This is a genomic window from Leclercia sp. GHBNCSD (assembly GCF_055805075.1).
In genome coordinates this window covers 2,503,630-2,529,600 of record NZ_JBQVYO010000001.1, presented here as the reverse complement: position 1 = coordinate 2,529,600, position 25,971 = coordinate 2,503,630, and the positions used below count along the sequence as shown (strand labels likewise).

At 57.1% G+C, this 25,971-nt stretch carries 19 protein-coding genes; 12 read left to right on the top strand and 7 right to left on the bottom strand.

The genetic code is table 11. The annotated features are described in order from the left end of the window. Window positions 1-3 precede the first annotated feature (3 nt). The 4 genes from hpf (at window position 4) to npr (ending at window position 2,034) form a co-directional block, all read left to right on the top strand. Window positions 4-291 carry a ribosome hibernation promoting factor gene (hpf, locus tag ACT3IC_RS12245; RefSeq protein ID WP_103177193.1) on the top strand — a complete coding sequence of 96 codons (288 nt, stop codon included), beginning with the start codon at window positions 4-6 and terminating at the stop codon, window positions 289-291. Window positions 292-373: 82 nt separating this feature from the next. Continuing rightward, the gene (gene ptsN / locus ACT3IC_RS12240; protein ID WP_103177194.1) at window positions 374-865 is read left to right on the top strand and encodes a PTS IIA-like nitrogen regulatory protein PtsN; all 492 of its coding nucleotides are present in this window, start codon (window positions 374-376) and stop codon (window positions 863-865) included. Between the two features lie 45 nt (window positions 866-910). Next, entirely contained in the window at window positions 911-1,765 is an 855-nt protein-coding gene (gene rapZ, locus ACT3IC_RS12235) for an RNase adapter RapZ (RefSeq protein WP_032614487.1), read from the top strand. Then, window positions 1,762-2,034, top strand: a complete 273-nt coding sequence (gene npr / locus ACT3IC_RS12230) for a PTS phosphocarrier protein NPr (RefSeq protein WP_032614489.1) — start codon at window positions 1,762-1,764, stop codon at window positions 2,032-2,034. The genes rapZ and npr overlap by 4 nt, the downstream gene beginning before the upstream one ends. On the opposite strand, the gene mtgA is transcribed toward npr, so the two are convergent. The 5 genes from mtgA to lptF form a co-directional block, all read right to left on the bottom strand. After that, window positions 2,031-2,756 carry a monofunctional biosynthetic peptidoglycan transglycosylase gene (gene mtgA / locus ACT3IC_RS12225; RefSeq protein ID WP_473477623.1) on the bottom strand — a complete coding sequence of 242 codons (726 nt, stop codon included), beginning with the start codon at window positions 2,754-2,756 and terminating at the stop codon, window positions 2,031-2,033. The two genes, npr and mtgA, sit on opposite strands and share 4 nt — an antisense overlap. Then, window positions 2,753-3,406: an isoprenoid biosynthesis glyoxalase ElbB gene (elbB, locus tag ACT3IC_RS12220; protein ID WP_159339887.1), complete on the bottom strand. Its 654-nt coding sequence runs from the start codon at window positions 3,404-3,406 to the stop codon at window positions 2,753-2,755. Before elbB ends, mtgA begins: the two co-directional genes overlap by 4 nt. Before the next feature lie 230 nt (window positions 3,407-3,636). Next, window positions 3,637-5,970, bottom strand: coding sequence for an aerobic respiration two-component sensor histidine kinase ArcB (arcB, locus tag ACT3IC_RS12215; protein ID WP_156655279.1), 2,334 nt, complete (start codon window positions 5,968-5,970; stop codon window positions 3,637-3,639). A 135-nt stretch (window positions 5,971-6,105) separates the two neighbouring features. Continuing rightward, window positions 6,106-7,188, bottom strand: a complete 1,083-nt coding sequence (lptG, locus tag ACT3IC_RS12210; RefSeq protein ID WP_103177198.1) for an LPS export ABC transporter permease LptG — start codon at window positions 7,186-7,188, stop codon at window positions 6,106-6,108. Next, window positions 7,188-8,288 (bottom strand): LPS export ABC transporter permease LptF, encoded by a 1,101-nt coding sequence (lptF, locus tag ACT3IC_RS12205; RefSeq protein ID WP_103177199.1) that lies wholly within the window; start codon window positions 8,286-8,288, stop codon window positions 7,188-7,190. Before lptF ends, lptG begins: the two co-directional genes overlap by 1 nt. A gap of 266 nt (window positions 8,289-8,554) precedes the next feature. Between lptF and pepA the strand changes: the two genes are divergently transcribed. The 5 genes from pepA to ahr all read left to right on the top strand — a co-directional run bounded on the left by pepA (window position 8,555) and on the right by ahr (window position 15,102). After that, on the top strand, window positions 8,555-10,066 hold the full coding sequence (gene pepA, locus ACT3IC_RS12200) for a leucyl aminopeptidase (RefSeq protein ID WP_103177200.1): 1,512 nt from the start codon (window positions 8,555-8,557) through the stop codon (window positions 10,064-10,066). Window positions 10,067-10,186: 120 nt separating this feature from the next. Further along, the gene (gene holC, locus ACT3IC_RS12195; RefSeq protein ID WP_103177201.1) at window positions 10,187-10,630 is read left to right on the top strand and encodes a DNA polymerase III subunit chi; all 444 of its coding nucleotides are present in this window, start codon (window positions 10,187-10,189) and stop codon (window positions 10,628-10,630) included. Then, window positions 10,630-13,485, top strand: a complete 2,856-nt coding sequence (locus tag ACT3IC_RS12190; protein ID WP_473477619.1) for a valine--tRNA ligase — start codon at window positions 10,630-10,632, stop codon at window positions 13,483-13,485. The genes holC and ACT3IC_RS12190 overlap by 1 nt, the downstream gene beginning before the upstream one ends. 11 nt (window positions 13,486-13,496) lie before the next feature. Further along, entirely contained in the window at window positions 13,497-14,000 is a 504-nt protein-coding gene (locus ACT3IC_RS12185) for a GNAT family N-acetyltransferase (protein WP_103177203.1), read from the top strand. A gap of 82 nt (window positions 14,001-14,082) precedes the next feature. Next, the gene (gene ahr, locus ACT3IC_RS12180; protein ID WP_103177204.1) at window positions 14,083-15,102 is read left to right on the top strand and encodes an NADPH-dependent aldehyde reductase Ahr; all 1,020 of its coding nucleotides are present in this window, start codon (window positions 14,083-14,085) and stop codon (window positions 15,100-15,102) included. 86 nt (window positions 15,103-15,188) lie between these two features. Here ahr and ACT3IC_RS12175 read toward each other — a convergent pair whose 3' ends face one another. Beyond that, window positions 15,189-16,829 carry a dihydroxyacetone kinase subunit DhaK gene (locus ACT3IC_RS12175; RefSeq protein ID WP_473477616.1) on the bottom strand — a complete coding sequence of 547 codons (1,641 nt, stop codon included), beginning with the start codon at window positions 16,827-16,829 and terminating at the stop codon, window positions 15,189-15,191. Window positions 16,830-16,966: 137 nt separating this feature from the next. Between ACT3IC_RS12175 and ACT3IC_RS12170 the strand changes: the two genes are divergently transcribed. Then, window positions 16,967-18,469, top strand: a complete 1,503-nt coding sequence (locus ACT3IC_RS12170; RefSeq protein WP_159339884.1) for a helicase HerA-like C-terminal domain-containing protein — start codon at window positions 16,967-16,969, stop codon at window positions 18,467-18,469. On the opposite strand, the gene mnmL is transcribed toward ACT3IC_RS12170, so the two are convergent. After that, window positions 18,446-19,390 carry a tRNA modification radical SAM protein MnmL/YtqA gene (gene mnmL / locus ACT3IC_RS12165; RefSeq protein WP_159339883.1) on the bottom strand — a complete coding sequence of 315 codons (945 nt, stop codon included), beginning with the start codon at window positions 19,388-19,390 and terminating at the stop codon, window positions 18,446-18,448. The two genes, ACT3IC_RS12170 and mnmL, sit on opposite strands and share 24 nt — an antisense overlap. A 681-nt stretch (window positions 19,391-20,071) precedes the next feature. Here mnmL and gltB point away from each other — a divergent pair. Both gltB and gltD read left to right on the top strand, forming a co-directional pair. Further along, window positions 20,072-24,532 (top strand): glutamate synthase large subunit, encoded by a 4,461-nt coding sequence (gene gltB / locus ACT3IC_RS12160; protein WP_146052371.1) that lies wholly within the window; start codon window positions 20,072-20,074, stop codon window positions 24,530-24,532. Window positions 24,533-24,541: 9 nt separating this feature from the next. Continuing rightward, complete coding sequence (gene gltD, locus ACT3IC_RS12155; protein ID WP_103177208.1) at window positions 24,542-25,960, top strand: glutamate synthase subunit GltD; 1,419 nt, start codon at window positions 24,542-24,544, stop codon at window positions 25,958-25,960. Window positions 25,961-25,971 lie beyond the last annotated feature (11 nt).

Here is a 25,971-nt window from a genome sequence, read left to right as displayed (position 1 = left end):
ACTATGCAGCTCAACATCACAGGACACAATGTCGAAATCACTGAATCCCTGCGTGAATTTGTGAATACCAAATTCGCTAAGCTCGAGCAGTATTTCGAGAGGATCAACCAGGTCTATGTTGTGTTAAAAGTGGAAAAAGTGACTCATATCTCGGATGCTACCTTGCACGTCAACGGGGGCGAAATCCATGCCAGTGCGGAAGGGCAGGACATGTACGCGGCTATCGACGGCTTGATTGACAAGCTGGCACGACAGCTAAACAAACATAAAGACAAACTGAAACAACACTAATTGTCCGGGCAGTTAACGGGTGCAGGACGGCCTGTTGTGAAACACAACGGGCCCTTTGTACAGTTAGCGCTTAGGTGAAATTATGATGAATAACGATTCCACTCTACAACTGAGCAGTGTCCTTAATCAGGAATGTACCCGCAGTGCCGTTCACTGCCAGAGCAAAAAACGTGCGCTGGAGATCATCAGTGAACTGGCCGCAAAACAGCTGAGTCTGGCGCCACAAGTGGTATTTGAAGCGATCCTCACCCGCGAAAAAATGGGCAGTACCGGCATCGGTAACGGCATCGCCATTCCACATGGCAAACTGGAAGAGGATACTCTGCGCGCTGTAGGGGTGTTTGTTCAACTGGAAACACCTATCGCCTTCGATGCCATTGATAACCAGCCGGTCGATCTGCTGTTTGCCCTGCTGGTGCCAGCCGATCAGACCAAAACGCATCTGCACACGCTCTCGCTGGTGGCTAAACGTCTGGCGGATAAAACCATCTGTCGTCGTTTACGCGCGGCGCAGAGCGACGAAGAGCTTTATCAAATTATTACAGAAACGGAAGGCAATCAGGATGAGGCGTAATCGGGTGATGGCTTTAACATCTGTGGTCCTGAGGAGAAACGGTACATGGTGCTGATGATCGTCAGCGGGCGTTCGGGCTCCGGGAAATCGGTCGCCCTGCGCGCGCTGGAAGATATGGGCTTTTACTGCGTGGATAACCTGCCGGTGGTGCTTCTGCCCGAGCTGGCCCGTTCGCTGGCGGATCGGCAGATCTCTGCGGCAGTCAGCATCGACGTGCGTAACATGCCTGAATCGCCGGAGATCTTTGAGCAGGCGATGAGCAACCTGCCGGAGGCCTTTTCACCTCAGCTGCTGTTCCTTGATGCCGATCGCAACACGCTGATTCGTCGCTACAGTGACACCCGCCGGCTGCATCCGCTCTCCAGTAAAAACCTGTCGCTGGAAAGTGCCATTGACCAGGAGAGCGATCTGCTGGAGCCGCTGCGCTCGCGCGCCGATCTGATCGTCGATACCTCAGAGATGTCGGTCCATGAGCTGGCGGAGATGCTGCGTACCCGATTACTGGGTAAACGCGAACGCGAGCTGACGATGGTCTTTGAATCGTTCGGCTTTAAGCACGGTATCCCTATCGATGCAGACTACGTGTTTGACGTGCGCTTCTTACCGAACCCGCACTGGGATCCGAAGCTGCGCCCGATGACCGGCCTGGATAAGCCGGTTGCTGCCTTCCTTGACAGACATACGGAAGTGCATAACTTTATCTATCAGACGCGCAGCTATCTTGAACTCTGGTTGCCGATGCTGGAGACAAACAATCGCAGCTACCTGACGGTGGCGATTGGCTGTACCGGGGGCAAACACCGTTCGGTCTATATTGCTGAGCAACTGGCTGACTATTTCCGCTCGCGCGGTAAAAACGTGCAGTCCCGTCATCGTACGCTGGAAAAACGTAAAACATGACCGTAAAGCAGACCGTTGAAATCACCAATAAGCTGGGCATGCATGCCCGCCCGGCGATGAAGTTATTTGAACTGATGCAGGGATTTGACGCGGAAGTGCTGCTGCGTAACGACGAAGGCACCGAAGCCGAAGCCAACAGCGTAATCGCTCTGCTGATGCTGGATTCGGCAAAGGGCCGTCAGATCGAAATTGAAGCCACCGGCCCGCAGGAAGTGGAGGCGCTGGCAGCGGTTATTGCGCTGTTCAACGCCGGGTTTGACGAGGATTAATGCAGCTTATTGGCCTGCATAAATCCTTCCCCACCGAGCTGGCGCATCTGGCGCAGGATCCATGCCTGACGGCTACGTACATAGCCTGATGGCGCACTGGCCTTAAAGCGAATCGGGTTCGGTAACACAGCCGCCAGCAGCGCGGCCTCCGACGCCGTCAGACGGCTGGCAGGTTTGTTGAAATAGCGCTGCGCCGCAGCTTCGGCACCAAATATCCCTTCGCCAAATTCCGCGATATTGAGATATACGGTCAGGATCCGTTTCTTACTCCACACCGTTTCGATACCCAGCGTAAGCCCGGCTTCAAAGCCCTTTCTCACCCAGCTGCGACCGTCCCATAAAAACAGGTTTTTCGCCGTCTGCTGAGAAAGCGTCGATGCTCCGCGGATACGGCTCTCGTTACGATCGTTATGCGCTAGCGCCTTCTCGATCGCCCCGACGTCAAACCCCCAGTGCTGAGGGAATTTTTGATCTTCGGCGGCAATCACGGCCAGCCCCATCCAGGGGGAGATCTCATCCATACTCACCCAGTCAGAGTGCGCAACGTAGCTGAAATTACCGCTCAGCCAGTTGCTCACCTGACGTTCAACCATTACCGCTGAAAACGGCACCGGCAGGAAGCTGAACAGGGCGATGCCCCCACCCCAGAAGACCGCCATAACCAACAGAATGCGAATGACGATCCGTCTTAACCAACCCGCTTTCGGACGTCTTAACTTCATGCAGCGAGCACCAGTACGCGCGTAACCAGCTTCTCAATGCCCGTCGCCGCTTCCGCAATAGTTTGTGCCAGCATGTAAGCGGGTGTGGTGACGATCCTGTTCTCTTCGTCGACCACGATATCATCCACCGGACAGGGGATATGCTCACCGCCCATATCCTCGATAGCCTCAGCAGTATCAATATCCGTTCCGATGGTCAGGCGCAGCGGCATATCAAAAATGGCCGGCAACATCGCAGGGGCGATACAGATAAAGCCCAACGGTTTGCCGGCTTCATGCATCTGCAGCGCCAGCGCTTTTAAATCACCGTCTACCCGGCAACCACTCCCCTGGGCGGCAAAATCACTCAGGTTTTTTGCCGCGCCAAAACCGCCTGGCACAATCAGTGCGTCCAGCTCGGTAGCCCGCGCCTCGCTGAGCGGACGAACCTGTCCACGGGCGATCCGCGCAGCCTCAATCAGGACATTACGGCTCTCGGCCATCGTTTCGCCGGTCAGGTGGTTGATCACGTCTACCTGGGTTTTATCCGGTGCGAAGCAGACCGCTTCGGCGCCGTTACGCGCCAGAGCCAGTAGCGTCAAAACAGCTTCATGAATTTCAGAACCATCGTAAACACCACACCCGCTGAGTACCACGCCAACCTTTTTCATCCTGCGATCCCTCTCGAAAAATGTTAAATGCACATTAAAGATTCTGATTAAAACGGTATGCTTCACACATTTAACTGATTCATGTAACAACGTATTTAAGATTTGCTATCTTAACTGCGTGCGGCCTAAAGTTTCCGGCTACGTCATTTACGAAAAAACTATTCCTATTCAGGCGCAGCCAAGATTTCCCTGGTGTTGGCGCAGTATTCGCGCACCCCGGTCTACCGGGGTCATTTTTTTCTGCTTTCCACCCAGGCTTTTAGCACGGCGACATCGTTCTGCCACTCCTGCTTCATCTCCTCAACCCATTCACCCACGTTATCTTCCCAAGCGGGTAAATCCGGAGACTGAATCTGCTGTCCAAGCTGCTGCAGATGGCGCAAACCCACCGATCCGGCCGCACCTTTGATCTTGTGTCCCTCTTCAACGATGCCTTTCTTGTCCCGCGCCGTCAGGTTTGACTCGAGCAAGTTTAAATAGCCCGGCATCATCTTCTCGAAGATGGCCAGGCCATCGGTGATCAACTTCGGACCAACCAGATCGATGTACTGCTCGAGCATGTCGATATCCAGCAAAGACTGTGCTTTCTCTGTATCTACCTTCGTCATGGTGCTCTCCTCTTCGTCACAGGTGTCCCAGAACTTCTTGATCATGGCGGTTAAGGCGGGTACCGCCAGCGGTTTGCTCAGTACATCGTCCATACCGGCATCCAGGTACTCTTTTTTGTCTTTCAGCACGTTGGCGGTCAGCGCCACCAGCGGCGGCAGTTCGTCGCTGGCGTAACGGCTCGTCAGTTCGCGCGAGATATCCAGCCCGGTCATGTCCGGCAACTGAATATCCAGCAGCACCAGGTCATATTCGCCCGGCGTGAACATCTCCAGCGCGGCTTTACCGGTCATAGCAACATCCACGCTGCTGCCCAGTTTCTCCAGCACCGATCGCGCGACAATCACGTTCAGCTCGATATCTTCCACCAGCAGCACATGCAGGGCAGGCAGCGGCATATCATCATGGGCAAAGGTGTCCTCGACCTCTTCCGCCACTGCCGGGGCCCGAACGCTGAGTTTAAATACAGAGCCGTGCCCAGGGTTGCTGGTCACCGTGATATCACCGCCCATGCTCTTCGCCAGGCGGCGCGATACCGCCAGACCGATGCCGGTCCCGGTAGCGGGTTTGCCCCCATGGCTGTCTTTAACCTGGTAATACATGGCAAAGATTTTGTCCTGCTCCTCCTGTGGAATACCAATCCCGGAATCTTCCACCTCGAAGTGCAGCATCTCCCCCTCGCCGTAGCGCACGCGAACTGCCACCTGGCCACTCTGGGTAAATTTGACCGCGTTGCTGATCAGGTTCCACAGGATCTGGCGCAGGCGCGTACCGTCGGTCACCACCTTATGCGGCAGCGGCAAGGTCGGCTCCAGCACAAAGCGTAGCCCTTTCTGCTGCGCCTGCAGACCGGAGAGGTTTTCCAGATCGGCCAGGAAGCTGGTGAAATCCACCGGCTGGTTATCCAGCTGGACTTTGCGCCGCTCCATCTTATCCATATCAATAATATCGTTGAAGATATTGCCGAGCGTAACCGCCGAGACATGGATGGTTTTAAGATATTTCTCCTGCTCGGCCGTCAGTTCGGTGTCGAGCAGAATGCGGCTTAACCCGACGATACCGTTAAGCGGAGTACGCAGTTCATGGCTGATAGTGGAGATAAAGGTCGTTTTATCCCGGCTGGCGCGCTCCAGCGCATCCTGGTAACGCTTACGCTCGGTAATATCACGCCCGAAGCCCATCAGCCCGTGGCGTTTCCCGACGCGGTCGTAATAGGGCACTTTACGGATTTCGAAGCAGGCTTTGCGCCCGTCCGGGTAGTCGAGCCACTGCTCGTAGGTCAGGGAGACGTTGTGACGGAACACCTTCTCATCGGTTTCGATAACTTTGGCTGCCGCCTCCGGAGAGTAGACATCCTGCGGACGCAGATTGATAAGCTGTTTTTCGCTCTTTCCGGTCAGTAACTCCATCGCCCGGTTACAGCCGGAAAACTCTTTATCTTCATTGCGGTAGAAAACCAGGTCCGGGGAGGCATCAAGGAAAGAGCGCAGGAACGAAGACTGCTGCTCAAGCTGGATCTGCGTCTGCTCACGCTCTTTCATCTCGATTTTCAGCTGTTCCAGCGTAGTCTGGCGCTCAGCCTCCGCTTTTTCTCGATCTGAGATCTCCTGGTTCAGCTGAGCGATGTTGTCTTTTAGCTGCACGTTGAGCTTCAGATCGCGCTCGCGCATCTCTTCCAGCTTTTCCACCAGCCGGGTCAGCCGCTGGCGGGACTCCTCCAGTTGCTCAACTACTACCGAGAGGAAATAGACCGCCCAGGGCGTAATCAACAGGCCAAAGAAAATGGAACGTATAAGATCGATACTCTCAACCTGGCCATGGAGCACCATGGTAATGGCCATCTGCACCACAATCGCCAGCACTACCAGCGCCAGCGCCAGCAACAGGGAGAAGCGCACCAGGCCAAGCTTCATCATCAGATCGACATAGTATTGCGCCAGTAACCGAATTTGCTTCATAAGGGATCTCTTCACGACGTCATCGCACAATAATACTCAAATTCCAGGCAAGACGTTGAAGGTTGTGCAAAAAAGTGAGGGGTAAAACAGGGGATGCGCCTCACTTCCCGGGCAGGGAAGCGAGGCGGGAGGGGGTCAGGAGCGCTTCAGCAGCAGCCAGAGGCTGATCACGAAGAAGGAGGCACTCGGCAACAGCGCGCCAATCACTGGCGGTATACCGTACACCAGCGTCAGCGGGCCGAAGATTTGGTCCAGAACGTAGAAGACAAAGCCGAAGCTGATACCTGTCACGACACGCACCCCCATCGGGACGCTACGCAGCGGGCCAAAGATAAACGACAGCGCCATCAGCATCATCACCGCCACCGAGAGCGGCTGGAAGACCTTGCTCCACATGTTGAGCTGATAACGTCCGGAATCCTGGCCACTCGATTTCAGGTACTTCACGTAGTTGTACAGGCCGCTGATGGAGAGTGCATCCGGATCCAGCGCAACCACACCGAGCTTATCCGGCGTCAGGTTGGTTTTCCAGGTGCCAGAGACCGTTTGCGACCCGGTGATCTGTTTTGGATCCTGCAGGTTTGATTCATCTACCTGCGACAGACGCCAGACCTTGTTATCAGTATCAAACGTGGCCGACGCGGCGTAACGCACCGCCTGCAGACGACGCTGGTCGTTAAAGCTGTAAATGCTCACACCGCCGAGGGAGTTATCGCCCGTGACGCGTTCGATGTAGACAAAGTTATTGCCATCTTTCGCCCACAGTCCCTGCTGGGTAGAGAGCAACGAGCCGCCATACATCATTTGCGCGCGGTAGTTACGCGCCATCTGTTCGCCCTGTGGCGCAACCCACTCGCCCATCGCCATGGTCAGCAATACCAGCGGGATGGCCGTTTTCATGACGGAGAGCGCCACCTGCATACGGGTAAAGCCGGAGGCCTGCATGACCACCAGCTCACTGCGCTGCGCCAGCATCCCCAGCCCCAGCAGCGCCCCTAACAGCGCCGCCATCGGGAAGAAGATTTGCACATCTTTTGGAATGCTGAGCAGGGTATACATGCCCGCCCCCATGGCATCGTAGCTCCCCTGCCCGGCCTTTTTCAGCTGGTCCACAAACTTGATGATGCCGGAGAGCGACACCAGCATGAATAAGGTCATCATGATGGTGGTGAAAATAGTTTTACCGATATAGCGGTCAAGAACGCCAAACGCCTGCATTACACCGCTCCTTTACGCATAAACCGGGCCCGCACGCGGCGCATCGGCACGGTGTCCCACAGGTTGAGGGCAACGGCCAACAGCAGATAGAGTCCGTTAATCACCCATGTCCAGATAACCGGGTCAATTTTTCCTTTGCCACCGTTCGATTTGATCGATGTCTGCAGCAGGAAGAAGACCAGATAAAGCAGCATGGCGGGCAACATGGAGAGCACCCGTCCCTGACGTGGGTTTACCACGCTAAGCGGCACCACCATCAACGCCATCATAAAGACGGTAAACACCAGCGTGATTCGCCAGTGCAGCTCCGCGCGGGCGCGATTGGTATCGGTGTTGATCAGCGTGCGCATATCCATCTGCTCGGTATCGCTGGGATCCAGCGCAACCGCCTGATGACCAATAATTGCCTGATAGTTCTGGAAGTCAGTGATACGGAAATCACGCAGCAGCGCCGTACCTTCAAAGCGGGTGCCTTTGTTCAGCGTCACAATCTGCGAACCGTCTTTCCCCTGCGCCAGCTGACCGGAATCGGCCACCACGACAGAGGGACGGGCATTGCCCTTGGGACGGATTTGCGCAAGGAATACATCGTTAAAGCGGTTGCCATCCACGCTTTCGATAAACAGCACGGAGTTACCATCCGTTGCCTGCTGGAACTGCCCCTGGGCCAGCGCGGCCATACCAGGGTTGGCTTTCGCCTCAGCCAGCACTTCATCCTGATGACGAGAAGAGACAGGACCGGCCCACATAACGTTCACGGCGGCCACGATGCCGGTGAATAACGCCAGGAGCATAGCGGCTTTAACCAGAACCGCTTTGCTCAGACCGCACGCATGCATGACGGTGATTTCACTTTCGGTATAGAGTTTACCGAGCGTCATCAGCAGTCCGAGGAAAAGGCTAAGTGGCAGGATAAGCTGCGCCATTTCCGGCACGCCCAGCCCAAGCAGGGAAAGCACCAGATTTGTGGGAATTTCGCCATCAACAGCCGCGCCGAGGATCCTTACCAGTTTCTGACAGAAAAAGATCAGAAGCAGGATGAAGAGTATCGCCAGCTGGCTTTTGAGCGTCTCCCGCACCAGATATCTTATGATTATCACATTAAATACGCCCGTAAAAACCCGTCTCTTTGCAGGAAAATCGCTTGTTTCATGGCTTAAACGTCATTTATTCTCTTGAGTCGTCGAAATCATCGCTAAGATTAGAACACCCGACGGATTCGCGCTTCAGGAGTTATTATGACGTGCCGAAACCGTAATAACGTAAGATTAACACGAAGTCACCGCAACAGCGGGTACGAGTTACGAAAGGTTTCAATTCTATCCGTAGCTGTCGCTGTTGTCTTTAAGATTCAGGAGCGTAGTTCATGGAGTTCAGTGTAAAAAGCGGTAGCCCGGAGAAACAGCGGAGTGCCTGCATCGTTGTCGGCGTGTTTGAACCCCGCAGACTCTCTCCAATCGCCGAACAACTCGATAAAATCAGTGACGGCTACATCAGCGCCCTGCTGCGCCGCGGCGAGCTGGAAGGCAAACCGGGCCAGACATTGCTGCTGCATCATGTGCCAAACGTCCTCTCCGAGCGTATCCTGCTGATTGGCTGCGGCAAGGAGCGTGAGCTGGACGAGCGCCAGTACAAACAGGTCATTCAGAAAACGATCAATACGTTGAATGATACTGGCTCAATGGAGGCCGTCTGCTTCCTGACCGAACTGCACGTTAAAGGCCGCAACACCTACTGGAAAGTACGCCAGGCGGTTGAAACGGCCAAAGAGACCCTTTATAGCTTCGATCAGCTGAAAACCACCAAAAGCGAACCGCGTCGTCCGCTGCGTAAGATGGTCTTTAACGTCCCGACCCGTCGCGAGCTGACCAGCGGTGAACGCGCCATTCAGCATGGCCTGGCTATCGCAGCCGGTATCAAGGCCGCGAAAGATCTGGGCAATATGCCGCCAAACATCTGTAACGCGGGCTATCTTGCGTCGCAGGCGCGTCAGCTGGCTGACTCCTACAGCAAAAATGTCGTCACCCGCGTAATTGGCGAACAACAGATGAAAGAGCTGGGGATGCACTCCTACCTCGCCGTCGGCAACGGTTCACAAAATGAATCCCTGATGTCGGTCATTGAGTACAAAGGCAACCCGGCGGAAGATGCACGCCCGATTGTGCTGGTGGGTAAAGGCCTGACCTTCGACTCCGGCGGTATCTCCATCAAGCCTGCCGAAGGCATGGACGAGATGAAGTACGACATGTGCGGCGCGGCGGCGGTTTACGGCGTAATGCGCATGGTGGCCGAGCTGCAGCTGCCAATTAACGTCACTGGCGTGCTGGCGGGCTGCGAAAACATGCCGGGCGGGCGCGCCTATCGTCCAGGCGACGTCCTCACCACCATGTCCGGGCAGACCGTTGAAGTCCTGAACACTGACGCCGAAGGCCGTCTGGTGCTGTGCGACGTGCTGACCTACGTTGAGCGCTTCGATCCGGAAGCGGTTATCGATGTTGCCACCCTGACTGGCGCCTGCGTGATTGCCCTGGGTCACCACATTACCGGCCTGATGTCGAACCACAACCCGCTGGCGCATGAGCTGATTGGTGCCTCTGAGCAGGCGGGCGATCGCGCATGGCGTCTGCCGCTGGGTGACGAGTATCAGGAGCAGCTTGAGTCTAACTTTGCGGATATGGCAAATATCGGCGGTCGTCCTGGCGGTGCAATTACCGCGGGCTGCTTCCTGTCGCGCTTTACCCGCAAGTATAACTGGGCACACCTGGATATCGCGGGCACCGCATGGCGCTCCGGTAAAGCCAAAGGCGCAACCGGCCGTCCAGTGGCTCTGCTGTCGCAGTTCCTGCTCAATCGCGCCGGTTTTAACGGCGACGAGTAAGGGTAAATGCCGGGTGGCGACTTCGCCTTACCCGGCCAACAAACGGCAGTAAACCGTAGGCCCGGTAAGCGTAGCGCCACCGGGCTTAAGCATTTAAAGTCACCACAAGAAACCCCATATATGAAAAACGCAACGTTCTATCTTCTGGACAATGACACCCAACAGGATGGCTTAAGCGCCGTTGAACAACTGGTGTGTGACATTGCCGCAGAACGTTGGCGCGCGGGTCTTCGCGTGCTGATTGCCTGCGAAGATGAGCAGCAGGCCATCCGTCTGGATGAAGCGCTGTGGGCACGACCGCCGGAAAGTTTTGTTCCGCATAATCTGGCGGGAGAAGGACCGCGCGGCGGTGCGCCGGTGGAGATCGCCTGGCCGCAAAAGCGTAACAGCAGTCCACGCGATATTCTGATTAGCCTGCGCAGCGGCTTTGCAGATTTTGCCACCGCTTTCACAGAAGTGATAGACTTTGTCCCTCACGAAGATTCCCTGAAACAACTGGCGCGCGAACGCTATAAAGCGTACCGCCTGGCTGGTTTTAACCTGAATACGGCAACCTGGAAATAATGGAAAAGACATATAACCCACGCGATATCGAACAGCCGCTTTACGAGCACTGGGAACAGCAGGGCTATTTCAAGCCTAACGGCGATGAAAGCAAAGAGTCCTTCTGCATCATGATCCCGCCGCCGAACGTCACCGGCAGTTTGCATATGGGGCATGCCTTCCAGCAGACCATCATGGATACCATGATCCGTTACCAGCGCATGCAGGGCAAAAACACCCTGTGGCAGGCCGGTACTGACCACGCGGGTATCGCTACCCAGATGGTGGTTGAGCGTAAGATTGCCGCTGAAGAAGGTAAAACCCGTCACGACTATGGCCGCGACGCCTTTATCGACAAAATCTGGCAGTGGAAAGCTGAATCTGGCGGCACCATTACCCGTCAGATGCGCCGTCTCGGCAACTCCGTGGACTGGGAGCGCGAGCGCTTCACCATGGACGAAGGTCTTTCCAACGCCGTTAAAGAAGTGTTCGTCCGTCTTTATAAAGAAGACCTGATTTACCGTGGCAAGCGCCTGGTAAACTGGGACCCGAAACTGCGCACCGCCATCTCTGACCTGGAAGTGGAAAACCGCGAGTCGAAAGGCTCCATGTGGCACATCCGCTATCCGCTGGCCGATGGCGCAAAAACGGCAGACGGTAAAGATTACCTGATTGTCGCGACCACCCGACCGGAAACGCTGTTGGGCGATACCGGCGTGGCCGTTAACCCGGAAGATCCGCGTTACAAAGATCTGATTGGTAAATTTGTGGTGCTGCCGCTGGTGAACCGCCGTATTCCGATTGTGGGCGACGAACACGCCGACATGGAAAAAGGTACCGGCTGCGTGAAGATCACCCCGGCACACGACTTTAACGACTACGAAGTGGGTCGTCGTCACGCCCTGCCAATGATCAACATCCTGACCTTTGACGGCGATATCCGTGAAAGCGCAGAGGTGTATGACACCAAAGGTAACGAATCCGACGTTTACTCAAGCGACATTCCGGCTGAGTTCCAGAAGCTGGAGCGCTTCGCCGCGCGTAAAGCGATCGTTGCCGCTGTCGACGCCCTGGGCCTGCTGGACGAAATCAAGCCACACGACCTGACCGTCCCTTATGGCGACCGTGGCGGCGTGGTGATCGAGCCGATGCTGACCGACCAGTGGTACGTCCGTGCTGACGTACTGGCGAAACCGGCGGTTGAAGCGGTCGAAAACGGCGACATCCAGTTCGTGCCAAAACAGTACGAAAACATGTACTTCTCCTGGATGCGCGATATTCAGGACTGGTGTATCTCCCGTCAGTTGTGGTGGGGTCACCGTATCCCGGCATGGTATGACAACGAAGGCAATGTCTACGTTGGCCGTACTGAAGACGAAGTGCGTCAGGAAAACAACCTGAGCGCTGACGTTGCCCTGCGTCAGGACGAAGACGTACTGGACACCTGGTTCTCCTCCGCGCTGTGGACCTTCTCCACCCTCGGCTGGCCAGAAAACACCGATGCGCTGCGTCAGTTCCACCCAACCAGCGTGATGGTCTCCGGCTTCGATATCATCTTCTTCTGGATCGCCCGCATGATCATGATGACCATGCACTTCATCAAAGATGAAAACGGCAAGCCGCAGGTTCCGTTCCATACCGTCTATATGACCGGTCTGATTCGTGACGACGAAGGCCAGAAGATGTCCAAGTCGAAGGGTAACGTTATTGACCCTCTGGATATGGTTGACGGTATCTCTCTGGAAGAGCTGCTGGAGAAACGTACCGGCAACATGATGCAGCCGCAGCTGGCTGAGAAGATCCGCAAGCGCACCGAGAAACAGTTCCCGAACGGCATTGAGCCGCACGGTACTGACGCCCTGCGTTTCACTCTGGCGGCGCTGGCCTCTACCGGCCGTGATATCAACTGGGACATGAAGCGCCTGGAAGGTTACCGTAACTTCTGTAACAAGCTGTGGAACGCCAGCCGCTTTGTGCTGATGAACACCGAGGATCAGGATTGCGGCTTTAACGGCGGCGAAATGACCCTGTCCCTGGCAGACCGCTGGATCCTGGCTGAATTCAACCAGACCATCAAAGCGTTCCGCGAAGCGCTGGATAACTATCGCTTCGATATCGCGGCAGGCATTCTGTACGAATTCACCTGGAACCAGTTCTGCGACTGGTACCTGGAGCTGACCAAGCCGGTCATGAACGGCGGCACTGAAGCGGAACTGCGCGGCACGCGCCATACGCTGATTACCGTTCTGGAAGGTCTGCTGCGCCTGGCGCACCCGATCATCCCGTTCATCACCGAAACCATCTGGCAGCGTGTGAAGGTCATTGCGGGCATCAATGCTGATACCATCATGCTGCAGCCGTTCCCGTCCTTCGATGCCACGCAGATTGATGAAGCCGCCGCATCCGATACCGAATGGCTGAAGCAGGCAATCATTGCGGTGCGTAATATCCGTGCCGAAATGAACATCGCCCCGGGCAAACCACTGGCGCTGTTGCTGCGCGGTTGCAGCGAAGCGGCACAGCGTCGCGTGACCGAGAACAGTACCTTCCTGCAGACCATGGCACGTCTGGAGAGCATCGCCGTGCTGCCAGCCGATGATAAAGGTCCGGTTTCCGTGACCAAAATCATCGACGGCGCCGAGCTGCTGATCCCGATGGCAGGCCTGATTGACAAAGATGCTGAGCTGGCACGTCTGGCGAAAGAAGTGGCTAAAGTCGACGATGAAATTGGCCGTATCGAAAGCAAACTGTCCAATGAAGGCTTCGTTGCCCGTGCCCCGGAAGCGGTGATCGCCAAAGAGCGTGAAAAGCTGAACGGTTATGCACAAGCAAAAGCGAAGCTGATTGAACAGCAGGCGATCATTAGTGCGTTGTAATGAGTGAAGCAATGCGTGTAAATGCTCCAGTAACGGCGCACCTGCGCCGTATCACCGCCACGGATAACCCGGCCATTGCCGGCGTTATCCGCCGGGTATCTGCCGAATACGGCCTGACGGCCGATAAAGGTTATACCGTTGCGGACCCCAATCTCGACGAACTGTACGCCCTGTACAGCCAGCCGGGACATGCCTATTGGGTTGTCGAGCAGAACGGGCAGGTTGTGGGCGGCGGTGGTATTGCACCGCTCGCCTGCAGCGAACCCGATATCTGCGAGCTGCAAAAAATGTATTTCCTGCCTGTCGTCCGTGGACAAGGCCTGGCGAAAAAACTGGCGTTACAGGCGCTCGATCATGCCCGCGCGCAAGGGTTTAAGCGCTGCTACCTTGAAACCACCGCCTTTCTGACCGAAGCCATCAGGCTGTACGAGCATCTCGGCTTTGAGCATATTGACCAGCCGCTGGGCTGTACCGGCCATGTTGATTGCGAAGTGCGGATGCTGAAAACGCTGTAACCTCTCTCCTGCCCCCTTCTGTTAAGCGGTTGTAAACTGAATGCTCTACACTCTCAGTTCAACACCACGAAGGGGAAAACTGATGTCAAAGATAAAAAGCTACGCTGCACCGCAGGCGGGTGCAGAGCTTGAGCTGTACGAATACGATGCAGGCGAGCTGAAAGCAGAAGACGTCGAAGTGCAGGTGGATTACTGCGGCATTTGCCATTCCGACCTGTCGATGATCGATAACGAGTGGGGCTTCTCACAATACCCGCTGATTGCCGGTCATGAAGTGATCGGTCGCGTTGTTGCCCTGGGCGATGCCGCACAGGATAAGGGGCTGAAAATTGGTCAGCGCGTGGGCATTGGCTGGACCGCCCGTAGCTGTGGTCATTGTGATGCCTGTATCAGCGGCAACCAGATCAACTGTCTGCAAGGGGCCACACCCACCATCCTGAACAACGGCGGCTTCGCCGACAAACTGCGTGCCGACTGGCAGTGGGTCATTCCTCTCCCTGAGCAGATGGATATTGAATCTGCCGGTCCGCTGCTGTGCGGCGGGATCACGGTCTTTAAACCGCTGCTGATGCACCACGTCACCGCCACCAGCCGCGTGGGGGTGATTGGCATCGGTGGTCTGGGCCACATTGCCATTAAGCTGCTGCATGCGATGGGCTGTGAAGTGACCGCCTTCAGCTCAAACCCGGCCAAAGAGCAGGAAGTGCTGGCGATGGGGGCTGACAAAGTGGTCAACAGCCGCGATCCCGAGGCGCTGACCGCTCTGGCGGGGCAGTTCGATCTGATCATCAACACCGTAAATGTCGATCTCGACTGGCAGCCCTACTTTGAAGCGCTGGCCTATGGCGGAAACTTCCATACCGTCGGTGCCGTGCTGAAGCCGCTCCCGGTTCCCGCCTTTACGCTGATCGGTGGCGACCGCAGCATCTCCGGTTCCGCAACGGGCACGCCGTACGAGCTGCGCAAACTGATGAAGTTTGCTGGCCGCACCGGTGTCGCGCCGACTATCGAGATGTATCCGATGTCGAAAATCAACGAAGCGATCCAGCATGTTCGTGACGGAAAAGCCCGTTACCGTGTGGTATTGAAAGCGGATTTTTGACGTCAATGTGCCGGGTGGCGGCCACGCCTTACCCGGCCTACATGTGCTTTGTAGGCCCGGTAAACGTAGCGCCACCGGGCGTTTCTCTACAACCGCACCAGAGCCGCAAACACCTCCGCCACCGCAACCGCGCCAGGATCGGCAACGCCCTGCAGATTCTCCTTATTCACATAGGATGAGCGCCCCGCTCCGGCTTTGCCCATGCTCGTCGTGGCATCTGCCCCCTCTTTTGCCGCCCTGACGGCAGCCTGAAGCCCCTCTTTCTGCCACGCTTCCAGCGCGGGCTGCAGCGCATCGATCAAGGTGCGATCGCCCAGATCGGCGCCGCCATAGTGCTTCATTTGCGCAAGCCCGGTCAGCAAAGCATCCGGCAGAGGCTTGCCGCTACGCAGCGCCTGCCCGGCGGCGGTAAAGAAGATCGACATCAACACCCCGCTCGACCCGCCCATCACCGTTGCCAGCCGCTCCCCCACCACCAGCAGCAGCTGCGGCAGATCGTTCAGCGGCAGGCGATCCTCCTCCAGCCATTGCGCAATGTCCCGCGCACCTTGCGCAAAGGTCGAACCGGTATCGCCATCCCCCACTTTCGCGTCCAGGGCGTTAAGGCGGTTTTCCAGGGCAATTAACCGCTCCGCCACCGCAGCGACGTGCTGCGCCACCTGCGCATTTGCCGACGGGGTAAATTCTACGCTGTCGTGCAGCGGGGTATGGGTCAGCGTACGCAGCGGCGCAAAGGCGACGGGCTTTTGCCAGCCCAGCGTCTCCACCGGGGCGTTCAGCGCCTGCTCAAATGCCGCGTTCAGCTTCAGCAACGATAACGAAAAGCCTTTCATGTCCAGCGAGCTCACCAGCGGCGCCGGGCCAATCAAATACGCAATCTGATCCTTCAGGGCGGAATGGGCCAGCTCTTTGGTCAACAGCGCCATCTCCAGGGCCGACACGCCGCCGAGGTTGTTGATCAGGATCGCCAGTCGCCCCTGCCCCGCCTGCGCCAGCAGGGGTTGCACCAGCGTATCGATAATGGCTTTGCTGTTGTGTGTCTCTACCACCGAGGCCCCGGGCTCGCCGTGGATCCCCAGCCCCAGCTCGACATGGCCTTTTTTGATGCGCCCTTCTTCGTCATCGCTGCCCGGCAGGTTGCAGGTCTGCATAGCCACACCCAGGCTCCAGAGATTATCGCAGGCCTGGCGGGCCATATCGCGCACCTCGTTTAGCGACTTGCCCTGTTCGGCAGCATACCCGGCTACCTTATGCACCAGCGCGGTTCCGGCGATGCCGCGCGGCTGCTTGTTATCCGGCAGGGCAATGTCATCGGCCACGATCACCATCTCCACTTTGAGCCCGTAGCGTTTGGCCTTTTCTGCCGCGAGGCCAAAGTTGAGACGATCCCCGGTGTAGTTTTTGACGATCAGCAGACAGCCCCGATCGCCCGTGACGGCCACAATGGCGCTGAGCACCGCCTCGACGCTGGGGGACGCAAACAGATCGCCGCAGACGGCCGCGGTCAGCATCCCTTTACCAACAAAGCCCGCGTGCGCCGGTTCATGGCCGGAGCCCCCGCCGGATATCACCGCCACGCGACTTTTATCCCAGTCGGCACGCACCACCACGCGGATAGCCGGATCGATATCCAGCCTGGCGAGATTGCCGTGCGGGGCGGAGATCAGCATCCCTTCAATGGCATCATTCACCAGCTGTTTGCGGTCGTTAAAGAAGAATCTGGACATAGCTTTCCAATATGTTGTTAACCGTATGCAAAAGCATAGTCCGCGCTGCGTAATGCGCTGCAAACTAAGAAATTGACACATTCATTTTGCCGGCAGGTTGCCTATACTCCACCCAGGATTCCACGAGGATGCGCATCATGAGTACACCCCTGCTGATTGCCCGGACGCCGGACACAGAACTGTTTTTGCTGCCCGCGATGGCAAACCGTCATGGTCTGATCACCGGCGCAACGGGCACGGGGAAAACGGTAACGTTGCAAAAGCTGGCCGAGTCATTTTCCACTATTGGCGTGCCGGTGTTTATGGCTGACGTGAAAGGCGATCTCAGCGGCGTTGCCCGGGAGGGGGCCGCATCGGATAAGTTACTCGAACGGCTGAAGAGTATTGGCGTGACCGACTGGCAGCCGCAGGGCAACCCGGTGGTGGCGTGGGATATTTTTGGCGAGCATGGGCACCCGGTACGGGCGACCGTTTCCGATCTCGGCCCGCTGCTGCTGGCACGTCTGCTCGATCTGAACGAGGTGCAGACCGGCGTGCTGAACATTATCTTCCGCATTGCCGATGACCAGGGGCTGTTGCTGCTCGATTTCAAAGATCTGCGGGCCATTACGCACTATATCGGGGATAACGCCAAAGCCTTCCAGACGCAGTACGGCAATATCAGTCCCGCCTCCATCGGCGCCATCCAGCGTGGCTTACTCTCCCTGGAGCAGCAGGGAGCTGAACACTTCTTTGGCGAGCCGATGCTCGACATCCGGGACTGGATGCGAACCGACAGCAACGGCAAAGGTATTATCAACATCCTGAGCGCGGAAAAGCTCTACCAGATGCCGAAGCTCTACGCGGCCAGCCTGCTCTGGATGCTCTCAGAGCTCTATGAACAGCTACCGGAAGCGGGCGATCTGAACAAACCGAAGCTGGTCTTCTTCTTCGACGAAGCCCATCTGCTGTTCAGCGATGCGCCGCAGGTGCTGCTGGATAAGATCGAACAGGTGATCCGCCTGATCCGCTCTAAAGGAGTGGGCGTCTGGTTCGTTTCGCAAAACCCGGCCGATATTCCTGATAACGTCCTGGGCCAGCTGGGTAACCGCGTCCAGCATGCCCTGCGCGCCTTTACGCCGAAAGATCAGAAAGCGGTCAAAGCCGCGGCTCAGACCATGCGCGCCAATCCGGCCTTTGATACCGAGTCCGCTATTCAGGCGCTCGGCACCGGCGAAGCGCTGATCTCTTTCCTGGATGCCAAAGGCAGCCCATCTATGGTGGAGCGCGCGATGGTCATTGTGCCCTACTCCAGAATGGGGCCGATTAGCGACGACGAGCGTAACGGGCTGATCAACCATTCCCCGCTCTACGGAAAATATGAAGATCAGGTGGACCGGGAGTCCGCGTTTGAGATGCTGCAAAAAGGGGTGCAGGCCACCACAGAGCAGCAGCAGGCGCCAGCCGCTAAAGGCCAGTCCGTGGCGGTCGATGAGGGCATTCTCGGCGGGTTAAAAGAGATTCTGTTTGGCAGCACCGGGCCGCGCGGCGGTAAACGCGACGGGGTGGTGCAAACCATGGCGAAAAGCGCGGCACGTCAGGTGACGAATCAGATTGTCCGCGGTGTGCTGGGCAGTTTACTGGGCGGACGCCGGAGATAGCGTGGGTACCCAGGGTGTGCCCAGCGCCGACCCCTGCACGCCCTGCTCGTTCAGATAGCGGTCCAGCTCTACCATCCCCGTCCAGCGATTCTCACACCACAGCGGTGCCAGTAGCGTTGGGCGACGGGCGCTGGCGGAGATGCGGTGATAGACCACTTCCGGTGGTGTGTGGCGAATCATCTCCCCGGCGGTGAGAACATACTCGTCCAGCTCAATCCCGTTCAGCCGCCCGGCTTCCCACGCTTTCGCCATAATGCTGCCACTGACGATATGCAGCGGGTGCAGCTTGATGCCATCCACGCCGGTCTCTACCACACTGTGCAGGGTTTCCAGTGCATGATGTCGCCCTTCTCCCGGCAGGCCAACAATAAGGTGGGTACAGACCTTCAGCCCGCGCTCGCGCGCCAGCCGGGTGGTGCGCTGATAGCAGGCAAAATCGTGACCACGGTTGATGCGGTGCAAAGTTTTATCGTGGGCGGTCTGCAATCCCAGCTCCAGCCAGATCTCGTACCCCTGCGCTTTATATTCGCTGAGCAGATCCAGTACCGCTTCCGGTACGCAGTCGGGGCGGGTGCCGACGCAGAGCCCGACGATATTCGCCTGGCTCACCGCCTGTTGATACATCGACCGCAGCACCTGTACTTCAGCCCAGGTACTGGTATAAGCCTGGAAATAGGCCAGATACTGCTTCGCCCGGTTAACCCGCGTGGACTGATGGGCGAGCTGGGCAGCGATAGACTGGTACTGCTGCGCTTCGTCAGCAAAAGAGGCCACATTACAGAAGGTACAGCCGCCGCGTCCGATAGTGCCGTCGCGGTTCGGGCAGCTAAATCCCCCGTGGAGCGACAGCTTATGAACCTTTTGCCCGTACCGGCGCGAAAGATCCCCACCAAACATATTGACTAATTTCTGTAACTGCATAATCTGTTAGACCGCCCCGTTGAAAGGGGACAAGCCTGCCATTTTTAACCGCCGTCGGCGATGACCTGGATCAATCGCCCTGGTGCGCTTTTATCTTTTGAATAATTAACCAGGATAATTGCAATTTCATTCACCGCCTGCTTAATTACTTTTCCTTATGTTCTGATGGTTTTTTTCATTTATATCGTCTTTGCTGAAAAACAGTGACATCATGCGGGCTTTAGTAGCATGACAGCATTTAATCCTGCTTAAATCGCACTATTTAGCATGCTACAGCGATAATACCGCTTTCATATAGTGAGTCAGATCACACTCCCCAAAAGCCCACAGCAAGGTTACAGTGATGTGAAAGCAGCTAAATATATACTTAAATCAATGATATAACCTGTTAGTAGCACATATCTGGATAAATAAGATTGCCATTTGACCTGTGTACAGATTCCCGATAAGTTGGAAATCCGCTGGAAGCTTTCTGGATGAGCAGCCTGCTCATCATATTTATGCAGTAATTGAGATTCCCTCTGAAGCAAGTCCTCAAACTTGTTTACCTGCGCGAAAAGGATATTAAGAGGGCGAATGCGAGGTACGCGTATGAAGCGCAAACCCCGTCGCCATGCTCTTTCTGTGCCTGTGCGCCACGGTTCAGTGGGAAGCCCGACGAGCCTGGGGAGGTTCACTGATATGTTGTACGATAAATCCCTTGAGAAGGATAACTGTGGTTTCGGCCTGATCGCCCACATAGAAGGCGAACCTAGCCACAAGGTAGTGCGTACCGCTATACACGCACTGGCCCGTATGCAGCACCGTGGCGCTATCCTTGCGGATGGTAAAACCGGCGACGGTTGCGGTCTGCTGCTGCAAAAACCGGATCGTTTCTTCCGTATCGTGGCGGAAGAGCGCGGCTGGCGTTTAGCCAAAAACTACGCTGTCGGCATGCTGTTCCTGAATCAGGACGCTGAAAAAGCCGCCGTATCACGCCGCATCGTCGAAGAAGAACTTCAACGTGAAACCCTCTCTATTGTCGGCTGGCGCGATGTGCCAACCAACGAAGGGGTGCTCGGTGAAATCGCCCTCTCCTCGCTGCCTCGTATCGAGCAAATCTTTGTCAACGCGCCTGCGGGCTGGCGTCCGCGTGATATGGAACGCCGCCTGTTTATCGCCCGCCGCCGCATTGAAAAACGTCTCCAGGACGATAAAGAGTTCTACGTTTGTAGCCTCTCGAACCTGGTGAACATCTATAAAGGTCTCTGTATGCCGGCTGACCTGCCGCGCTTCTACCTGGACCTGGCGGACCTGCGTCTGGAATCGGCCATTTGCCTGTTCCACCAGCGCTTCTCCACCAACACCGTACCTCGCTGGCCGCTGGCTCAGCCGTTCCGCTATCTGGCGCACAACGGCGAGATCAACACCATCACCGGTAACCGCCAGTGGGCCCGCGCCCGTACCTATAAATTCCAGACCCCGCTGATCCCGGATCTGCACGATGCCGCGCCGTTCGTTAACGAAACCGGCTCGGACTCCAGCTCTATGGATAACATGCTGGAGCTGCTGCTCGCCGGCGGGATGGATATCGTCCGCGCCATGCGCCTGCTCGTTCCACCAGCATGGCAGAACAACCCGGATATGGATCCGGAGCTGCGTGCCTTCTTCGACTTTAACTCCATGCACATGGAGCCGTGGGATGGCCCGGCGGGTATCGTCATGTCCGACGGTCGCTTTGCCGCCTGTAACCTCGACCGTAACGGTCTGCGTCCGGCGCGCTATGTCATCACCAAAGACAAGCTGATCACCTGTGCCTCCGAAGTAGGCATCTGGGATTACCAGCCTGACGAAGTGGTAGAAAAAGGCCGCGTTGGCCCTGGCGAGCTGATGGTCATCGACACCCGTGGCGGTCGCATCCTGCACTCCGCGGAAACCGACAACGATCTGAAGAGCCGTCACCCGTATAAAGAGTGGATGGAGAAAAACGTCCGCCGTCTGGTGCCGTTCGAAGATCTGCCGGATAACGACGTGGGCAGCCGCGAGCTGGATGACGATACCCTCGCCAGCTACCAGAAACAGTTTAATTACAGTGCGGAAGAGCTGGACTCTGTTATCCGCGTACTGGGTGAAAACGGCCAGGAAGCGGTCGGCTCTATGGGTGACGATACCCCGTTTGCCGTGCTCTCCAGCCAGCCGCGCATTATTTATGACTATTTCCGTCAGCAGTTCGCGCAGGTCACCAACCCGCCGATCGACCCGCTGCGTGAAGCCCACGTAATGTCGCTGGCGACCAGCATTGGTCGCGAGATGAACGTCTTCTGCGAAGCCGAAGGCCAGGCCCACCGTCTGACCTTTAAATCGCCGATCCTGCTCTACTCCGATTTTACCCAGCTGACCACCATGCAAGAGGAGCACTACCGCGCCGACACGCTCGATATCACCTTCGACGTGACCGAAGCGAACCTCGAAGAGACGGTGAAAGCGCTGTGCGATAAGGCCGAACAGATGGTGCGTAACGGTACCGTTCTGCTGGTGCTGTCCGACCGTAATATCGCGAAGAACCGTCTGCCGGTTCCGGCGCCTATGGCGGTGGGTGCAATCCAGACCCGCCTGGTGGAGAAGAGCCTGCGCTGCGACGCCAACATCATTGTTGAGACCGCAAGTGCGCGCGACCCGCACCACTTTGCCGTGCTGCTGGGCTTTGGTGCGACGGCGATCTACCCGTACCTGGCCTACGAAACGCTGGCAAAACTGGTCGACACCAACGCCATCGAAAAAGATTACCGTACCGTGATGCTGAACTACCGTAACGGCATCAACAAAGGTCTGTACAAGATCATGTCCAAAATGGGCATCTCGACCATCGCCTCTTACCGCTGCTCGAAGCTGTTCGAAGCCGTTGGTCTGCATGATGATGTCGCCGATCTCTGCTTCCAGGGTGTGATCAGCCGTATCGGCGGAGCGGGCTTCAGCGACTTCCAGCAGGATCTGCTGAATCTCTCCAAACGCGCCTGGCTGGCACGTAAGCCGCTGGATCAGGGCGGACAGCTGAAGTACGTGCACGGCGGCGAATACCACGCCTATAACCCGGACGTGGTTCGCACCCTGCAACAGGCTGTCCAGAGCGGCGAGTACAGCGATTATCAGCAGTATGCTGAGCTGGTTAACAACCGCCCGGCGGCCACACTGCGTGACCTGCTGGCGCTGAACCCGGGTGACGAGGCTGTGAGCATCGACGACGTAGAGCCTGCGTCTGAACTGTTCAAACGCTTCGATACCGCTGCGATGTCCATCGGTGCGCTGAGCCCGGAAGCCCACGAGGCGCTGGCTGAGGCGATGAACAGCATCGGCGGCAACTCTAACTCCGGCGAAGGCGGTGAAGATCCGGCGCGCTACGGCACCAATAAAGTGTCGCGTATCAAGCAGGTGGCATCCGGTCGCTTCGGTGTGACCCCAGCGTACCTGGTCAACGCCGACGTGATTCAGATTAAAGTCGCTCAGGGTGCAAAACCGGGCGAAGGCGGCCAGTTACCTGGTGACAAAGTGACCCCGTACATCGCCAAACTGCGCTACTCGGTACCGGGCGTGACGCTCATCTCCCCGCCGCCGCACCACGATATCTACTCTATCGAGGACTTAGCGCAGCTAATTTTCGACCTGAAACAGGTCAACCCGAAAGCGATGATCTCCGTGAAGCTGGTTTCCGAACCGGGTGTCGGCACCATCGCCACCGGCGTGGCAAAAGCCTATGCGGATCTCATCACCATCGCCGGTTACGACGGCGGCACCGGCGCAAGCCCGCTCTCCTCCGTGAAATACGCGGGCTGTCCGTGGGAGCTGGGTCTGGTGGAAACCCAGCAGGCGCTGGTGGCTAACGGCCTGCGTCACAAGATCCGTCTGCAGGTGGATGGCGGCCTGAAAACCGGTCTCGACATCATTAAAGCGGCGATTCTGGGTGCAGAGAGCTTTGGTTTCGGTACCGGCCCGATGGTGGCGCTGGGCTGTAAATACCTGCGTATTTGTCACCTGAACAACTGCGCAACCGGTGTTGCTACCCAGGACGAGAAGTTGCGTAAGAACCACTATCACGGTCTGCCGTTCAAAGTGACCAACTACTTTGACTTCATCGCCCGCGAAACCCGCGAGCTGATGGCGCAGCTGGGCGTAACGCGTCTGGTGGATCTGATTGGCCGTACCGACCTGCTGAAAGAGCTGGACGGGTTCACGGCTAAACAGCAGAACCTGAAGCTTTCCCGCCTGCTGGAAACGGCTGAGCCGCATCCGGGTAAAGCGGTCTACTGCACCGAGAACAACCCGCCGTTCGACAATGGCGTGTTGAATGCGCAGCTGTTGCAGCAGGCGAAGCCGTTTGTGGATGAGAAGCAGAGCAAAACCTTCTGGTTTGATATTCGCAACACCGACCGTTCCGTAGGCGCGTCGCTCTCTGGCTACATCGCGCAGACGCACGGCGACCAGGGCCTGGCTGCCGATCCGATTATCGCGCACTTCAGCGGTACCGCGGGCCAGAGCTTCGGCGTCTGGAACGCCGGCGGCGTTGAGCTGTACCTGACTGGCGATGCCAACGACTACGTCGGTAAAGGCATGGCGGGCGGTCTGCTGGCGGTACGTCCTCCGGTGGGTTCTGCCTTCCGCAGCTGTGATGCGAGCATCATCGGCAACACCTGTCTGTACGGTGCCACCGGTGGTCGTCTGTTCGCCGCAGGCCGTGCAGGTGAGCGTTTTGCGGTGCGTAACTCCGGTGCTATCACCGTGGTGGAAGGTATCGGCGATAACGGCTGTGAATACATGACCGGCGGGATTGTCTGCGTACTGGGCAAAACGGGCGTTAACTTCGGTGCAGGTATGACCGGTGGTTTCGCCTACGTACTGGATGAAGACGGTGAGTTCCGCAAACGCGTGAACCCGGAACTGGTGGAAGTGCTGGAGGTTGATAGCCTGGCGATCCACGAGGAGCACCTGCGTGGTCTGATTACCGAGCACGTGCATCATACCGGTTCCGTGCGCGGCGAAGAGATCCTGGCCAACTGGCCGGCGTTCTCTGCGAAATTCGCGCTGGTTAAACCGAAGTCCAGCGATGTTAAAGCCCTGTTGGGTCACCGTAGTCGTAGCGCAGCAGAGCTGCGTGTGCAGGCGCAGTAAGGAATTCAGATGAGCCAGAATGTTTACCAGTTTATCGACCTGCAGCGTGTGGATCCGCCGAAGAAGCCGCTGAAGATCCGTAAAATTGAATTTGTTGAAATTTATGAGCCGTTTTCCGAAGGCCAGGCCAAAGCACAGGCAGACCGTTGCCTCTCCTGCGGCAACCCGTACTGCGAGTGGAAATGTCCGGTACATAACTACATCCCGAACTGGCTGAAGCTGGCTAACGAAGGACGTATTTTTGAGGCCGCCGAGCTCTCTCACCAGACCAACACCCTGCCGGAAGTGTGCGGCCGCGTGTGTCCGCAGGACCGTCTGTGTGAAGGCTCCTGCACCCTGAACGACGAGTTCGGCGCGGTGACCATCGGCAATATTGAACGCTATATCAACGATAAAGCGTTTGAGATGGGCTGGCGCCCGGACATGACCGGCGTGCGTCAGACTGACAAACGCGTGGCGATCATTGGTGCCGGTCCGGCAGGCCTGGCCTGTGCCGACGTGCTGACCCGCAACGGCGTGAAAGCGGTGGTGTTTGACCGTCATCCGGAGATCGGCGGTCTGCTGACCTTCGGCATCCCGGCCTTCAAGCTGGAAAAAGAGGTGATGACCCGCCGCCGTGAAATCTTCACCGGCATGGGCATTGAGTTCAAACTCAACACCGAAGTGGGCCGCGACGTGATGCTCGACGATCTGCTGAAAGATTACGACGCCGTATTCCTGGGCGTGGGTACCTATCAGTCGATGCGTGGCGGGCTGGAGAACGAAGAGGCGCCGGGCGTATACGACGCGCTGCCGTTCCTGATTGCCAACACCAAGCAGCTGATGGGCTATGGCGAAACCGCCGACGAGCCGTTTGTGAGTATGGAAGGCAAACGCGTAGTGGTGCTGGGCGGGGGCGATACCGCGATGGACTGCGTGCGGACCTCCATTCGTCAGAATGCGGCACACGTAATCTGCGCATACCGTCGTGACGAAGAGAACATGCCGGGCTCAAAACGCGAAGTGAAAAACGCGCGTGAAGAGGGCGTGGAATTCCAGTTCAACATCCAGCCTCTGGGTATTGAAGTGAATGCCAACGGCAGAGTGAGCGGCGTGAAGATGGCGCGTACCGAGATGGGAGCCCCGGATGCCAAAGGCCGTCGCCGCGCCGAGATTGTGGCTGGTTCGGAGTTTGTGATCCCGGCTGACGCGGTCGTCATGGCGTTCGGTTTCCGCCCTCACAGCATGGAGTGGCTGGCGAAGCACAGCGTCGAGCTGGATTCACAGGGCCGCATCATCGCCCCGGAAGGCAGCGACAACGCGTTCCAGACCAGCAACCCGAAAATCTTCGCCGGTGGCGATATCGTTCGCGGTTCAGACCTGGTGGTGACCGCCATTGCCGAAGGCCGTAAAGCAGCTGACGGCATCATGAACTACCTCGAAGTGTGATCCTGACGGAT

Coding starts and splice junctions, on each gene's coding strand:
- hpf (WP_103177193.1), top strand. CDS start 4: ATGCAGCTCAACATCACAGGACACAATGTCGAAATCACTGAATCCCTG.
- ptsN (WP_103177194.1), top strand. CDS start 374: ATGATGAATAACGATTCCACTCTACAACTGAGCAGTGTCCTTAATCAG.
- rapZ (WP_032614487.1), top strand. CDS start 911: ATGGTGCTGATGATCGTCAGCGGGCGTTCGGGCTCCGGGAAATCGGTC.
- npr (WP_032614489.1), top strand. CDS start 1,762: ATGACCGTAAAGCAGACCGTTGAAATCACCAATAAGCTGGGCATGCAT.
- mtgA (WP_473477623.1), bottom strand. CDS start 2,756: ATGAAGTTAAGACGTCCGAAAGCGGGTTGGTTAAGACGGATCGTCATT.
- elbB (WP_159339887.1), bottom strand. CDS start 3,406: ATGAAAAAGGTTGGCGTGGTACTCAGCGGGTGTGGTGTTTACGATGGT.
- arcB (WP_156655279.1), bottom strand. CDS start 5,970: ATGAAGCAAATTCGGTTACTGGCGCAATACTATGTCGATCTGATGATG.
- lptG (WP_103177198.1), bottom strand. CDS start 7,188: ATGCAGGCGTTTGGCGTTCTTGACCGCTATATCGGTAAAACTATTTTC.
- pepA (WP_103177200.1), top strand. CDS start 8,555: ATGGAGTTCAGTGTAAAAAGCGGTAGCCCGGAGAAACAGCGGAGTGCC.
- holC (WP_103177201.1), top strand. CDS start 10,187: ATGAAAAACGCAACGTTCTATCTTCTGGACAATGACACCCAACAGGAT.
- ACT3IC_RS12190 (WP_473477619.1), top strand. CDS start 10,630: ATGGAAAAGACATATAACCCACGCGATATCGAACAGCCGCTTTACGAG.
- ACT3IC_RS12185 (WP_103177203.1), top strand. CDS start 13,497: ATGCGTGTAAATGCTCCAGTAACGGCGCACCTGCGCCGTATCACCGCC.
- ahr (WP_103177204.1), top strand. CDS start 14,083: ATGTCAAAGATAAAAAGCTACGCTGCACCGCAGGCGGGTGCAGAGCTT.
- ACT3IC_RS12175 (WP_473477616.1), bottom strand. CDS start 16,829: ATGTCCAGATTCTTCTTTAACGACCGCAAACAGCTGGTGAATGATGCC.
- ACT3IC_RS12170 (WP_159339884.1), top strand. CDS start 16,967: ATGAGTACACCCCTGCTGATTGCCCGGACGCCGGACACAGAACTGTTT.
- mnmL (WP_159339883.1), bottom strand. CDS start 19,390: ATGCAGTTACAGAAATTAGTCAATATGTTTGGTGGGGATCTTTCGCGC.
- gltB (WP_146052371.1), top strand. CDS start 20,072: ATGTTGTACGATAAATCCCTTGAGAAGGATAACTGTGGTTTCGGCCTG.
- gltD (WP_103177208.1), top strand. CDS start 24,542: ATGAGCCAGAATGTTTACCAGTTTATCGACCTGCAGCGTGTGGATCCG.